At 40.6% G+C, this 15,008-nt stretch carries 14 protein-coding genes; 1 reads left to right on the forward strand and 13 read right to left on the reverse strand.

Translation table 11 applies throughout. From position 1 onward, the window contains the following. Positions 1-6 precede the first annotated feature (6 nt). From QE404_RS10905 to QE404_RS10960, 12 genes are all read right to left on the reverse strand, one after another. The gene (locus QE404_RS10905; RefSeq protein ID WP_307450388.1) at positions 7-489 is read right to left on the reverse strand and encodes a hypothetical protein; all 483 of its coding nucleotides are present in this window, start codon (positions 487-489) and stop codon (positions 7-9) included. A gap of 4 nt (positions 490-493) precedes the next feature. Then, the gene (locus QE404_RS10910; protein ID WP_307450390.1) at positions 494-1,486 is read right to left on the reverse strand and encodes a cell wall anchor protein; all 993 of its coding nucleotides are present in this window, start codon (positions 1,484-1,486) and stop codon (positions 494-496) included. Positions 1,487-1,750: 264 nt separating this feature from the next. Continuing rightward, positions 1,751-3,079 (reverse strand): hydroxymethylglutaryl-CoA synthase family protein, encoded by a 1,329-nt coding sequence (locus QE404_RS10915; RefSeq protein WP_307450392.1) that lies wholly within the window; start codon positions 3,077-3,079, stop codon positions 1,751-1,753. 237 nt (positions 3,080-3,316) lie between these two features. Further along, positions 3,317-5,830 (reverse strand): M1 family metallopeptidase, encoded by a 2,514-nt coding sequence (locus QE404_RS10920; RefSeq protein WP_307450394.1) that lies wholly within the window; start codon positions 5,828-5,830, stop codon positions 3,317-3,319. Between the two features lie 3 nt (positions 5,831-5,833). After that, a complete protein-coding gene (locus tag QE404_RS10925; protein WP_307450396.1) occupies positions 5,834-6,061 on the reverse strand; it encodes a hypothetical protein in 228 nt (75 codons plus the stop codon). Between the two features lie 2 nt (positions 6,062-6,063). Next, positions 6,064-7,383 (reverse strand): serine hydrolase domain-containing protein, encoded by a 1,320-nt coding sequence (locus QE404_RS10930; protein WP_307450398.1) that lies wholly within the window; start codon positions 7,381-7,383, stop codon positions 6,064-6,066. Positions 7,384-7,536: 153 nt separating this feature from the next. Beyond that, complete coding sequence (locus QE404_RS10935) at positions 7,537-8,481, reverse strand: MBL fold metallo-hydrolase (RefSeq protein WP_307450400.1); 945 nt, start codon at positions 8,479-8,481, stop codon at positions 7,537-7,539. Positions 8,482-8,504: 23 nt separating this feature from the next. Then, positions 8,505-9,299 (reverse strand): thymidylate synthase, encoded by a 795-nt coding sequence (locus QE404_RS10940; protein WP_307450401.1) that lies wholly within the window; start codon positions 9,297-9,299, stop codon positions 8,505-8,507. A 117-nt stretch (positions 9,300-9,416) separates the two neighbouring features. Continuing rightward, the gene (locus tag QE404_RS10945) at positions 9,417-10,166 is read right to left on the reverse strand and encodes an SDR family NAD(P)-dependent oxidoreductase (protein WP_307450403.1); all 750 of its coding nucleotides are present in this window, start codon (positions 10,164-10,166) and stop codon (positions 9,417-9,419) included. 44 nt (positions 10,167-10,210) lie between these two features. Continuing rightward, entirely contained in the window at positions 10,211-10,861 is a 651-nt protein-coding gene (locus QE404_RS10950) for a hypothetical protein (protein ID WP_307450404.1), read from the reverse strand. Positions 10,862-10,878: 17 nt separating this feature from the next. Further along, positions 10,879-11,319, reverse strand: a complete 441-nt coding sequence (locus QE404_RS10955) for a hypothetical protein (RefSeq protein WP_307450406.1) — start codon at positions 11,317-11,319, stop codon at positions 10,879-10,881. Between the two features lie 109 nt (positions 11,320-11,428). Continuing rightward, positions 11,429-12,775, reverse strand: coding sequence for an alpha-amylase family glycosyl hydrolase (locus QE404_RS10960; protein ID WP_307450408.1), 1,347 nt, complete (start codon positions 12,773-12,775; stop codon positions 11,429-11,431). A 310-nt stretch (positions 12,776-13,085) separates the two neighbouring features. Here QE404_RS10960 and QE404_RS10965 point away from each other — a divergent pair, with 310 nt between their 5' ends. Next, entirely contained in the window at positions 13,086-13,466 is a 381-nt protein-coding gene (locus QE404_RS10965; protein ID WP_307450410.1) for a SpoIIAA family protein, read from the forward strand. 246 nt (positions 13,467-13,712) lie between these two features. On the opposite strand, the gene QE404_RS10970 is transcribed toward QE404_RS10965, so the two are convergent. Next, positions 13,713-14,921, reverse strand: a complete 1,209-nt coding sequence (locus QE404_RS10970; protein ID WP_307450412.1) for an MFS transporter — start codon at positions 14,919-14,921, stop codon at positions 13,713-13,715. Between the last annotated feature and the right edge of the window lie 87 nt (positions 14,922-15,008).

The raw sequence follows: 15,008 nt of genomic DNA on the forward strand, positions 1-15,008 counted from the left end.
TTTTTCTTATCGCTTAGTGATATTTCTGCTGAAAACCCTTCCATCTTTCAAGGTGAAATGAAGGACATAGATTCCCCAGTCGTAACCGGTCATATTGATTTTCAGTTTCCTGTTCAGATCCGGAAGGTTCTGCTGCTGGAATTTCCAGTGTACGGTGCTGTGCTGATAGAGGGAAACTGATTCTATCAGCCCATCTACTTCTTCCGTCCAGTCTATGGTTAAAACGTCATTGACCGGAACCGGATACAGCCTGATCTGCTTCCAGAATGATTTCTCATCAATGACCGGATCCTGTTTTACTGCAGCTATAGTGGTTTTCTGTGTCTTTGACCGTTCAGCAAGCTGAACATCCTGGGCTTTTTTTGCTGCGGCATTGGTTCCGCGGTAGCGCTGGTTTCCTGCTTCATCGTATTTAAAATAGACTTCAGTCTGGGAAAAACCTAAGAATCCGATCAATAAAGAGGAAATAGATAATATTTTTCTTTTCATGGTATTATTTTTTAGTTGAAATAAGTTCCTGGATTTGTCTTTTCAGTTCTTTAAGTTCTTCAGCATGCAGCTTCAGCATCTCATTATCCTGCTGAAGTTTCTTTATTTGCTTATTCTGTTCAATGGAATACAATGTCAGCTCTTCTATTTTTTCTAAAAGCTTAGCGTCCATTTTAGCCAGATTAATTCCATCTTTCTCTACTTCAGCTGCAGAGGGGATATTGGGTAAGTGACCCTTTTCAGCAATATGCTTTTCGATTTCTTCCAATGTATTAAGTTTGTAATGCTTATCGAATACATAATCAGCCCAAACATCAGCTTTAACTTCAACTTCTTTAGCATAGACTTTCCCATCAATCCTGGCTGTTCCGTTATTCAGGAACTTTACCCAGGTACCCCGGGTTCCATCCTGTATACCGATGTAAGAACTACCGTCGTTATTGTTATTGGGCAATGCAAGAATTATAGTATGGGAGCCGGTATTATTCCTTAATACTGTATCACCGATATTTCCCCCATAACATCCATTACAGAATGATTTAGCAATTTGAAATTTTCCATATGCATTCGCAAGTTCAATCATTGAATTATCCTGGCTATAAACTCTTAACAAAGCAGGTGAAGTAGTATCTGTATCATTAAGACCAATTCTCACTTTTCCTTCATTAGATTCCATAACAAGTTTATTCCAGGTCCCCCAATAGTTGTCGGTTTGTAAGCCACTTCTGAAAAACACCCCTCCATCATTAAAATTTAGCTGATGATTTTTATTTCCGGAACTGTCTTGCCATGGTGAGATAGTCAGCATCCCGGAATATGTCCCTGAACCCGGCACACCTATCACACTCCTGTCTTTAAATTCCGCTCTTAATTCGCGGCTGTATGCCGAAGGCAGATCATTTGTATTTCTTGAATCATGCACAAAGACCCTGTCTGCTTGTTGAGCCATTGTAAATATGGAAGTTAATAGACTCAAAGCCAATAATTGTTTTTTCATTTTATCGTGTACTTTATATAAATTATTACTATTTTATTAATCATAATAGAAATGATAAAAACTAGAAATTAATATTCCAATCCCTATGTATTCAACATTCATTATATTCTACTCATGATTTTTACTTGTGCAAAATTAACATATTTTATGATCATATACAATATTTTAACAGTTTTGGAAGAGAAATTAAAATTACATTAAAGATGTTAAAAATAAATAAACACCTCTGAATCAGAGGTGTTTACATTTTTTCAGAAGTAAGTATTAACGTTGATACCCATAATACCTCGCTCCCACCAACACAGGATTATCATATTCCACAGACTGCAATCCAAAACCCTTATAATCCGGGTTCACCGACTGACCAAGCTGTTTTCTGTGAAGCTTTTCGTAGGTGTTAAAATCTATGGCAGTACGCTGCTTTAAATGGTTAAATAGATCCCATTTTGAAACGGCATTTCTCCAGTTTTGTGAGACTGTTCCGGCAAATACCTTGGATTTTGATCCGCTTCCATACCCCAGAAAACCGATTTCCTGTCCGGCCAGCTCTTCATTTTCATCAAAGGAAGTCTGTAGTGCGGACAGAAGTGCCATAAAGATAGAGGCTGTATACATGTTTCCGATTTCGGAAGAGGCCCGCTGTGTTTTTTCTATTTTATCATTGATAAAGCGGGTATATTCTTCAGATTTTGCCACCGTTTTTTGCTCTTCAGGTGTGCTGTAAGGCAGGCCATTTTCCATGCTGTAAATTTCCGTGAAGACCCTTTTGCCATGGAAGGCATACGGAAGGTGAAAAATCAGGTACTTCCAGTTTTCATAAGGCTTTTCTTTGCCGGAAATCTTCTGGTAATGCCGGTAAGCCTCCCTGATCCGGTCCTGGTAGCACTGATTGGAATACTGACCGTCAAAAACGGGTTCATCCGTAAAAATTTCTATTTTATCTGGGAATGTTTCAGGCGCATTGCTTAGGTTTTCTTTCAGGAACTGACGTCTCGGCTTGAAAAAATCAAATACACTTTCGGTTGCCACCCCCCACTGGTTATGGATCTCAATAAGATCAGGCTTTGAAGAAATCAGAAGAGCAACAGCTCCACCGCCCTGGGTATATTCTCCTGATGAAGCCAGTTCATATTTTGCGTAATCGCTGGCAATGACCACGGCCTTTTGGTCAGGATTAGCCCGTACAAAATCAAGAGAATTGTGCAAAGCATCCACAGCGCCGATGCAGGCAAATGTCATATCCACCACATCACAGTTTCTGAAACACCGTTCCCCGAATTGATCCTGTAACACCTGCTCTACCATCTGGATGGCATAAGAAGCGGTTGGTTTTGCAGCATCAAGGGCACTTTCGGTTCCCAGGTAAATCCTTGTAATATCTTTCGGATTGATCTGCTCGTACCTGATCAGTCTTAGTAGAGCTTCAGCGGCAAAGGTAGCGGCATCTTCATGAACGTCTGGCAAAGCCATTTTATGCAGTCCCAGACCCTTCTCCAGTTTAGCGGGCTCAATCCCTCTTTTTTCTGCCAGTTCTTTAATCTCAAGATAGAGTGACGGCACATAATAACTCGCCGCTTCAATTCCAAAAGTCATATTTTCACAAATTTTATACGAATTTAAAAAATGTAAATGTTTAACCCGTTATGATATTTAACAGATTGAAAAAAATTGAAGGTTAATTTAAAACATCACCCTTACCTACGTACACGATGTTAATGAATTTCTTCAAGCAATATTGATTGACACCGGTCTTTAGTAATATGATGTTACGGATTGTTATGGCCAAAAAAAAGCACTCCTTTTCAGAAGTGCTTCAGATATTGTTTTCCGCTATTTAAAATCTGCAATAGCTTTATTGAGAAGATCAATCTGTTTATTGATGCTGGCCGCGTTCTGCGGATTCTGCTTCAGAAGTTCCATTTTTTTGTTCAGCCCGTCTTTCAGCATCTGGGAAATCATCATCTTTACCTGTGGGTTATCCCCCATCTGCCCTTTGGCCTGACCGAGAATTCTGGTAATGCTTTCCGTTGCTTTGAGGTTATCGGAAGTCATGATCCAGTTATAGCCTTCTTCCGCCACTTTACCCAGTTCAGGATTCTGAAATTTGATGAACGGATAAAATGCAGCATACTGTGCAATGTTCGGCATCTGAGCGGTCACTTTGTTTTTAACGATAACCGGAAGCAGGGCTTCCACCATGCTGTCCGGAGCCCCTTCCAGATCAATTTTGTCTGCGAGTGAACCCGCTCTTGGGGGGTCTATACCGATAATGGCGGCAACTGAACTTCCTTTCACAGCATTGGAAACGGCATTTACTCCTTTTTCAAAAACAGGGAGGTACTTTTTATCCTTGGTTTTTGCCAGTGCTGCAATGGCGGCTGCCTGTACCAGTGTCTTGGGATCGTTCGTGGCTAATTTTTCAACCTCTGCGCCCATTGCTTTCATTTGTTCTGCATTGGAAAGGTCCATCAGCTGAAGTGCCTTGATCCTGGTCCTGAAGAACGGATCTTTAAGGGCGGCCGCAAGCAATTTCGTTGCTGCCGGATTTTTGCCTACCTGATCTTTGATTCCATTCAACGCATTGTACCGGCTTTTGAATTCTTTAGATCCCTGGAACTGCATCAGATACTGTTCCGGCGTTTTAGTATCGGTAATATCAGCCAGCAATACACCGTCTGCATTGATGTTGACCAGGTCAGGATTTTTCGAAACATCAAAATTAAAGGTATTTTTGGCCTGTGCATTAGCCCAGACATTATATCTTTTCGGCTTCCCGTTATCATAGACATCAATCGCAAGCGGGAATTGGAAGGGCTCATCCTGAGTCTGCTCGATGGTTACCGCCACCTGTTTTTTAACCGGTTCAAAAGTATAGGAATATTTGATCTTCGGATTTCCGCTTCCGAAATACCACTGATTAAAGAACCAGTTCAGATCTTTACCGGAAACTTTCTCAAAAGAAAGCCTCAGCTGATGGGCTTCCGCATTCTGGTATTCGTTGGTCTTAAGGTAGTCCTGCATACCGGCAAAGAAGGCATCATCTCCAAGATAGTTTCTCAGCATATGAAGGATTCCGCCGCCTTTCTGGTAGGTTACGAGATCAAAAACATCCTCACGGGAATCATAATTGAACCTCACCAGATCTTTCTTGAAATCACCGGGATTGTGAATGTACATATTGACATCTGTCATCTGGTGGTAATCTGCCTGGTCTTTTCCGTATTTGTATTCATTCCAGAGGTATTCGGAATAGTTGGCAAAAGATTCATTTACGGTAAGATTGCTCCAGCTTTCTGCCGTTACCAGGTCCCCGAACCAATGGTGAAATAATTCGTGGGCAATGGTATCCTCCCAAGCATTCTCATCGATAAGCTGCCCGGGTTTTTGCAGAACTCCGCTTCCGTGAAGGGTTGCCGTGGTATTTTCCATAGCACCGCTCACATAGTCCCTTCCTGAGATCTGGGCATATTTAGCCCACGGATAATCATAACCCATCTTTTTGGAAAAGAATTCGATCATTTTCGGGGTATTGCCATAAATCTGTTTTGCATATGGCTCATATTCTTTCTCGATATAATAATCGACCGGAATATTTCTCCATTTGTCTTTTACAATTGCATACTCGCCTACGCCCATGAAAAACAGGTAGGTTGAATGCCTCTTATCCATCACCCAGTGATCGGTCCGCAACCCGTCTGATTCTTTTTTGGAATCCTTTAAAATCCCGTTGGAAAGTGTTACGTATTTGTCAGGTACCGTCATATAGATTTCCTGAGTGGTTTTCTGGTTGGGCTTATCGATGGTTGGGAACCAGGCAGATGAAGATTCGGTTTCACCCTGCGTCCAGATCTGGGTAGGCTTGTCCGCCTCTTTGCCCTGTGCATTGATGAAATATAGTCCTTTTGCATCGTTGATAGCAGCGCTTCCCTGCTGTTTTACCTCATTAGGGCGGGCTGTATATTTGATGTATACGGTATAATCCTGATTTTTCTGATAGGTTTTATCCAGCATGATCTTTAATAGATCATCCTTATACTCATATTTGAGAGGAGATTTTTTTCCGTTGTTGTCCAGAGCCACTTCATGGATAAGCATTCCTTTCGCATCCAATGTGAGCTCATTGGTCGGATAAAAGAAAGGCGAAGCAGTCAGCCATTCTTCCCCGTTCATCTGTTCCTTCTGATAATCGAAATTTACTTTAAGTTTGGTATGTTTAAGTTCCGTAACCTTGGTATGGGTAGCCCGGTATACTTTTTCCCTCCCGGAAGTTTCGGTTTGTGCGTAAAGCTGTGCAGAAAAGAAAAGTCCGCCCAGTACAGCAATGGATAAAATCGCTTTTTTCATTTATTATTTAGCATTATTTTTAGTTAGAATATCGAAAATATCATTCACCAGTGTTTCGTAATCGCCTTTTTTCAGCTGTTCCTTGGTCTTGGCAAAAGCTTTTTTCAGTTCGCTTTCCGGATTTTCATCATCGATGATCTCCGCTGAACTTACACCTTTCAATTGTAAAATGGCATTTTTCAAAGCTTCATGGTCAGCTGTATTCTCGGTATTGATTTTTAAATATTTCATATTTATTCTTTCGTAAAAGTGGTTTTAGCTCCTCTCTGAATAATATCAAACTGCTTCTTTTCAGGATGGAAGTTGATGACGATGCCTGCCATGTCATATTTAAAACTGGTTTCGGAAATAGCATCCAAAGGAAATGCACTCTGCCCGGTTGCCTGGGCCATCAGGACCTTGTTCTGAATAAAAATATTGATCTTCAGGGGAACACCGGGGCTTGCATAATTCCCGGTGAGTTTCTTCAGTTCAGCTTCCGGGACCTGTATGACGGCAAAACTTGGTATTTTAAAATCCTTTCCTGTAGCAGCAGCCATCATATTATCAAAAATGTCATCCGGATCTATACTGGACTGGTTCACAATATAACTGGCAGCAACCTTAAGATCCGGGAAATAATATACGGCCGAACGGAAGCCATCAATCCCGCCATTATGGCCAAATCCGGAACTTTTATCATAGGTCAGTTTGATCAGACCATAGCCATAGCCATCTTTAAAACTTTTCATTTTATCCAGGCTTGCCTTTTTAATCAGTTTTCCCTTTTCAAGCCCTATGATAAACTCCAGCAGCTCAACAGGTGTAGACACCATGTTTCCGGCTCCTCCCGGAATACTCATATCCGTTTCCGGCATTTTCCTGTATCTTCCTTCTATATATTCGTAAGATTCAGCCTGATTTTTTGAAGGATCAATTGCACCTCCTACTTTCGTTAACGTTAGTTTCAGCGGCCGGGCAATTTTGGTACTGACCAGTTCTGCATACGATGTTTTGTATATTTTCTCGAGGATTATCCCTAAAAGGATATAGTTTGAATTGCTGTATTCAAATTTTGCACCCGGCTCAAAATCGCTGTTGTATTTTTTTATAATACCAATAAGGTCAGCTTCTGTGTGAGGCTTGGTATAATACTGCATATATTCAGGTTCGTCCGTCAGGTTGTGGATACCGGATCTATGCTGCAGCATATGTTCAATGGTAATCTTTTGTGCATTGGGAATTTCCGGATAAAACCCGGACAGTTTATCGTCTAAAGAAATTTTCTTTTCCTCCACAGCTTTCATAACCAGTACAGCGGTAAAGATTTTGCTGATAGACCCGATCCTGTACTGTGTATTCATGTTAGCATTCTGCTGGTGTTCTACATCAGAGAGGCCTACCACTTTTACAAATTTTGCCTGATTTTTATCTACAAAAGCAAAACTTCCCATCACTTTATGGTGCAGACATAAAGAATCCAGATAGTTGCTTAGTTTTTCCTTTACTGTATTTTGGGAAAATGCAATACCGGAAAGGCCTATAGCGGAAATAAGAAGTAACTTTTTAAACATGTTGTTCAGGTTTACCGATAAGTTAAAAAATTTCATAAGATGTTACAGGAGTCTTTAAATCTCTGGCTTTCATCTTTGTCTATTTTCTATAAAACAGATCTTGTATCTTGATGATCCACAAATAATGCGGGTTCTTTATCTGTTTTAAATCATTTATGGAAGACTTATCTTTCTGCCCTGTTCCGGAAAAACATAATGTACTTTCAGGATATTGTTCTCCAATAATTCTTTTCGGATGATTTCAGGATTATCTTTCGTCGGTTTTCTGTGGGTCACTACGATGGTAAGTCCTTCAAGGGAAGCGTATCCCAGTTTTTGTTTCAATTCAGTCAGTTCTTCAGTCAGAAGCTTGGGAGTAAGATGCCCAAACAGCAGATGTTCCGGCTGGCTATTTGGGAAAGAAACTTCGATCAATACGGTGCTTAGTTGTTTCTTCTTAATAAGAGGTGCTATTGCCGACCAAAGATTTGCGAGATGATCAGACTTTTCAATGCGGTCTGCTCCTGTATCGCCAAGATAAAGAATATAATGATCCCCTCTTCTCACAAGTGCAGCACTGCTCTTATAAGGGTTAACATGGCTCAGCTCGTAGCCTGTTATAAAAAACGGCGTCTCAGGTACTGAAATTTCTGTTCCTTCCTTCAGCTCATTATAATGGTATTTTCCAAGCGCTGGTTTTTGTCCCTGATCGGCAAAGTTGATCCAGGTATCCGATATAAAATAATGGTTCTGTAAGATCTGGATAACCGGAGGTAAGGCAAATATGTTTTTTTTGGAATCAGCCGGTGAATTGATGATCAGTCCTGACAGATGATCCAGATGTCCATGAGAAATAAAATATCCTTTTATCTGGTCCTTTAATACCGATTCTGCAGATCCGTCAAGGCTTTTCAGCTGAATGGCTTTGCGGATACCTGCATTGACGGTTCCGGCATCAAGACATAAAAAGGCTTTTTCTTCAGGGGCGCCCAGCAGGTACGCTGACAGATTGTCTTCCTGTTCACCGCCGTAGATTCCTAACGGGACAACATCAAAATTTTGTGCATGTCCAATGATATTGAATAAAAGTACCAGTAAAGAAAGTTTGACCTTTTCCATGATTGTAATAATGTAGTCAACTGCTATATGGCAACCGGAGCTTTAATTCCCGGATGCGGATCATAATTCTCTAAAGTGAAGTCTTCGAAATCAAAATCAAAGATATTTTTAATTTCAGGGTTCAGCTTCATGGTCGGAAGCGGCCTGGTCTCTCTGGATAGTTGTTTTTTAACCTGTTCAAAGTGGTTATTATAAATATGGACATCCCCGAAGCTGTGTACATAATCTCCCACTTCAAGTCCGCAAACCTGTGCTACCATCATCAGCAGTAAGGCATAGCTGGCAATATTGAACGGAACGCCAAGAAATACGTCGGCGCTTCTCTGGTACAGCTGTAAAGATAATTTTCCGTCTGCCACGTAAAACTGGAACAAAGCATGGCAGGGAGCCAATGCCATATTGGGAATTTCAGCCACATTCCATGCAGAAACGATCAGCCTTCTGGAATCCGGATTTTTTTTTATTTGCTCAATCACTTCAGTGATCTGGTCCACCACTTTTCCGTCTGCACCGTTCCAGCTTCTCCATTGTGCACCATATACAGGTCCTAAATCACCGTTTTCATCAGCCCACTCATCCCAGATGGACACCCCGTGGTCATTTAAATATTTGATGTTGGTATCTCCTTTCAGAAACCAGAGCAATTCATAGATGATGGATTTCAGGTGTACTTTTTTGGTGGTCACCAGCGGAAATCCTTCAGACAGGTCATATCTCAGCTGGTATCCGAATACACTCTTCGTACCGGTTCCGGTCCGGTCCGTTTTATCAGTTCCGCGGTCTAAAATATGCTGTAAAAGATCTAAGTAGTTTTGCATTCAGAAGGAGTTTTAATGCTCAAATTTAGAAAAATCTACCGTATTTTCCGGTATGAGAAGTCATAAAAAAAGCATTCAGGTCAAGAATGCTTTGATCTATAGGATGTGACCAACAATCTAAACAGCAGTATAGCCGCCGTCTACCAGATAATAGGCTCCCGTCATGAAAGAAGCCTTATCCGAGCTCAAAAACAGAACCAGTTCTGCCACTTCCTGCGGCTTGCCTAATCTTCCCATAGGATGCTTTGAGACCAGTGCATCTTTTAAATCACTGCTAAGATTTTCCAAAAGCGGAGTTTCAATATATGCAGGACCTACAGCATTGCAACGTATATTTTTCTGTCCGTATTCAGCCCCGATATTTTTTGTTAAACCTACAACAGCATGTTTTGCCGTGGTATATGCTGAAGAAAGCGGAGCGGCCACAGTACCATGAATAGAAGCCATATTGACGATCACCCCTCCGCCGTTTTTTTCCATTTGCTGGATCTCATATTTACAGCCGTAAAACACCCCATCAAGATTGATGTCCAGTACTTTTTTCCAGCTGTCGATGCTGTAATCGCCGGTAAGATTCTGCTCACCGCCGATTCCGGCATTATTACAGGCTATATCCAGCCTTCCGTAGATTTCTGCCGTTTTTTTCACCAACTCTTCTACCTGTGCCGGATCTGATGTATCTGCTTTTACAAAAGATGCTTCACCCCCATCTGACTTGATTTGTTCAACCACTTTGTTCCCGTGTTCTTCATTAATGTCGGAAACAATAACTTTCGCTCCTTCTTTGGCATAGGCTACAGCAACAGCGAGACCAATCCCTGATCCGGCACCCGTAACCAGCGCTACTTTGTTTTCAAGTATTCCCATTATTAAAAAATTTATGCGATTTGTTATATGTTCATGTCATTGGTTCATAACAGTATAACTGTTATTTCCTCGGTATTCCCCTGAATGGATTTCAGCCGGCCGAATTTATTCTTGGAGACAATATTGTCATTCCAGTAATCTAATTTTACCGGTCCGAACCTGATAAGCTTTCTGTATTTGCTCTGATCAGTGAAATCTTTTAGTCCGTAATCAACCATAATATTGCCGATGGATTTTATTTTCCTGAGCCTGCTGTTATCGGTAAGGTCATTTCCCCAATAATCAATGGCTATGGAACCAATCATTTTCACTTTGCCGAGTTTTTCTTTTTCGGATATTGTATCTTCCCAATATTGTACGTCTACGTTTCCAATCTTCTTAATCCTGCCGTACTTGGGATCATCCTTGTCTGGCATATCCCAATATTCTATTTTAACATTGCCGATGCTTTTCAGTTTCCCATCACGGTAACGGTCAGAAAGCTGGTCGTCATAATAATCAAATGTCCCGTTTAAAGGATTGGGATAAAACCTGATGATCTGTCCTTCACCATTGATGCTGATGATAAGGTTATCGATACTAATATCTACAGACTGAATATCATAAGTCCGCCCCGAAACATAAGCTTTAACCTGTGCGGGTAAGTACACAAAAAGTGCCATAAAAATGATGGAAAGGATGATTTTTATCTTCATACCGCAAAGGATTTTGATTACCAGATTTCCTGAATAGTCTGTTCGATGGTATTAACCTCGAAGGTATCTCCCATTTTCCTGCCAAACATCATTTTTGCCAATGGGGATTCCTGTGAAACAGCCGTTACTTTTTTCCCATTCACCATCAAATCACCAGCTGAGACAGAAATGTAGAAAAGTCCTTTATTGGTTTTCACTAAAGCGCCGTTCTGCCCCTGGGAACAAGGCTCTGTACCAATCCTTCTGAATACTAGCTGCTGATTCAGTACTTCGTTCAGCTGCTTCTGGAGATTATTGATTTCCTGCTGCAACATCTCCCGGCTGGTCTCATATTTATCACCCATGGAGCTTTTGGTGTCATTATTGGAAGCTCTGGCTTCTTCAATAAGCCGTTCAAGATGGATTATCTTATCTGAGATTTTATTTCCCAGGACTTCGCGTATTATTGACTTATCCATATGTTTATAATCATTATAAATGTACTAAATTAATTTAATTTCATCATTCATAAAATAAGACAGACAGCCATCGGCTGCCTGCTTTTTAGTATTTTTATCAGTACTAATTCTATTTTTCAAAGACAGCATAATCTGAAACTTTGAAACTGAAGTCTTTTCCGGTACCGAAATCTCTTTTGGTTTTATCAAATACATTCCTGAAACTCCCTGATACATGATCATCCTGAATGCTAAAATTCACAGGTTCTTTAGACATATTGAGCACTACCAGCACTTCATCTTTGCCATTTTTTCTCAGGTAAGCCAGGATTTTATCATTCGCTGTGGTATTGAGAAGATAAGTGGTGACGGCAGGATCGCCGCCGCGCAATGCCGGATTGGATGATTTTAGTTCAAGAAGGGTTTTATAGAAATCAGCCATCTGATATGTATTGGTCCATTCAATAGGGTCTTTTTCGAAAAACTCAAGCCTTTTCATATTGGGTAATTCCTGTCCTGAATATAATAAAGGAACACCATTCCATGTCGCTGAAAACACCGCCATAGGCTTGGTGATCACGCCATATTTTTCATATTCTGTTCCATTCCAGGAGTTTTCGTCATGATTGGCCGTAAACCATGCTCTCATCGAGCTGTCACCGATATTGGAGTACTTAATCAGCAAATCCTTCAGATCCTGTAAAGGAAGATTCTTTTTATAGTAATCTTCGGATACATGCATCCATTTCCATGAGTAGCTGGCATCAAAAACTTTCCCGTGCTCCGGATTTTCCAGTTCATCAAATTCTCCCAGCCAGAAAAGAGGTTTTACCTGGTCCAGTTCCGGGCGTGCTTCTTCCCAGAAATCGGCTTCAACCCATGAAGCAAGGTCGCATCTGAAACCGTCAATTCCTGTTTCTTGTACCCAGAATTTCATGGCATCAATCATGGCCCGGCGGACTTCTTTTTTACTGTAGTCCAGTTCAATGATATCATCCATTCCTGAAGCCCGGTGGAACGATCCGTCCGGATCTTTGAGGTAAAACTCAGGATGGGTTTTGGTCCAGATATGGTCCCAGCCCGTATGATTGGCTACCCAGTCAATAATGACTTTGAAACCAAGTCGATGGGCTTCGTTGACCATATGCTTGAAATCATTCATGGTTCCGAATTCCGGATTGATGGACGTATAATCTGATGCAGCGTAAGGACTTCCGAGGCTTCCTTTTTTATTTTCCTGGGCAATAGGAGTAATAGGCATAAACCAGAGTGTTTTCACCCCCATGGATTTCAATCGGGGCATTTCCTTTTCAAAGGCTTTAAAGGTTCCTTCCTTGGTATATTGCCTTGTGTTTACTTCATAGATGTTTGTGGTGTGTTTCCATTCCTTCGGTAAATCCATAGTATCTTTTTTATTTTGAGTAGCGCAGGATATCATCCCCAGGCTGATAACAGCCATTAGCATGAACTTCTTCATGAGTCAATTTTTAACAAAAATAATGATTACAATTGTATTCGGATGCCTTTTCATCTTTTTCGAGGTGAATCGGTTGTTTTTTGGAAAGTATTTCAGGACCCGAAATTTTACCGGTATTTCATGTAACCTGCTGATTTTAAACACATTCATAAATACATAAAATAGTATTAAAAAAAATCAATAATTCATAACATTTTACCTCTATATTAATGTTATCATATAAAATTATTTATTATGAAGATAGTTTCATTATACTTGGCTTAGTTATTGTTATGTGATCTAAAATCAAACCACATTAAATAATAACGATATGATAAAGATTATTCCCGAAGCTCCTGAAAATGTTGCGGCTTTTAATGCAACCGGAGAAGTAACGAAAGAAGATTTTGAACAGCTGGTTATTCCTCGTGTTCAACAGAAGGTAGATCAGTATGGAGAGCTTAATTATTTATTGTATCTGGATACGGATTTGGATAAATTTACTATGGGTGCATGGATTGAAGATGCGCTGTTAGGCATAAAGAATTTCACAAAATGGAATCGTACTGCTATTGTGACCGACAAAGAGGGTGTTCAGAACTTTACAGATGCCTTCAGTGTACTGATGCCGGGTGAATGCAAATCCTTTCCGAAAGAAAATTTATATAATGCACTTTACTGGTGTACAAATGGTAACGAAGTAGAAGCATAAGTTACAGATTAAAATAAAAAATCCGTTTCAGGCAAAACTGAGACGGATTTTTTAATGGCCATCAGAATAAGCTTGTATTGTATGATAGATTATTCTGCTTAGGGTTTTAAACCAGGACAAAAAATTATCATGTCCCTGCTTCCATCGTTATTAGTTTCATATACAAATATACTTAAAAATAATTCACTTTAAATGAAATTATCATTATTTTTTTAAATTAGTGCTGAGCATAACATACAAATTATCTTAATGTTGCCGGTTATACGTAGGATTACCTGATGCATTGATATCTGATGTTGATTTTGATGCATACACATATTTGTACCGGAGACTAATGGCCAGCCCAATTCCTGTCATTACCACACCCACAAGAGACGGATAATTGAAAGTATAGCCATGTTCCAACGGGATACCACCGAGGAAAGCACCCATAGCATTCGCAATGTTAAAGGCAGCCTGCATAAACGCTGCAGCCATCATTTCACTTTTCGGTGCAGCTTTCATCATCATGATATTAATAGGTGAAGCGACTGACATGGATAATGCTCCGCACACAAAAGTTAGGATCAGGGCTATATTCTGGTATTGAGAGAAGAAAAATACTCCGGCCAATGAAAACATCATCAGAAAAAGCAAAAGGGAACAGGTTTTTTCAGGGCTCATCCTGTCCGATAATACTCCACCGCCCAGGTTTCCGGCCACCATTCCCACTCCTGCAATCACCATCACATAGGCCATCTGGCTGCTTTTGATTCCAGCTACTACCGTCATCAGGGGCGTAATATAACTGAACCAGGTAAAAAGACCTCCGAAACCGATGGCTGTAATCATAAGTACCAGCCACGCCTGCTTGCCTTTCAGGAATTTAAGCTCTTCCATAAAGTGGGTATTCTGATTGGTCCGGAGATCCGGAAGCCACAATTTCAGAAACAACAAAGCGATTAAACCTATCACGGCAACAATGGCAAAATACCACCTCCAGTGAAACGTATGCCCTATGTATGTTACCAGAGGCACCATGGCCAGGTTAGCAATGGTAAGGCCTGTAAACATCAGAGAAATATAAAAAGCTTCTTTCCCTTTTCCGCCCATCCTGGAAGCCATTACAGTTCCAACTCCGAAAAAGGCACCATGCGGCAGGCCGGAAAGAAACCTGATGACCAGCATCATTGAATAATCCGAAGCTATGGCAGACAAAGCGTTGAAAACGGTAAAAATAACCATAAGGGACATCAGTACTTTTTTAGGAGGAAATTTTACCGAATATCCTATCAGTATCGGAGCACCAATAACTACCCCAAGCGCATAAGCAGAAATCAGATGCCCGGCTTCCGGAATGCTGATCTGTAATGTCTTGGCTATATCGGGCAGCAGTCCCATAATGGTAAACTCTGTTGTCCCAATGCCTAATCCACCTATTGCAAGCGGTATAATTCTTTTATCTATGGTTGCCATGACTCGTAATATTGTATTTCAAACTGCAAAAATCGACAGAAATTATGGTTTCTACTCCACCGCTAATGATAAAAATTTGCTCTGTAT

This window comes from Chryseobacterium camelliae, from assembly GCF_030818575.1.
GTDB classification, from domain to species: Bacteria; Bacteroidota; Bacteroidia; order Flavobacteriales; family Weeksellaceae; genus Chryseobacterium; species Chryseobacterium camelliae_A.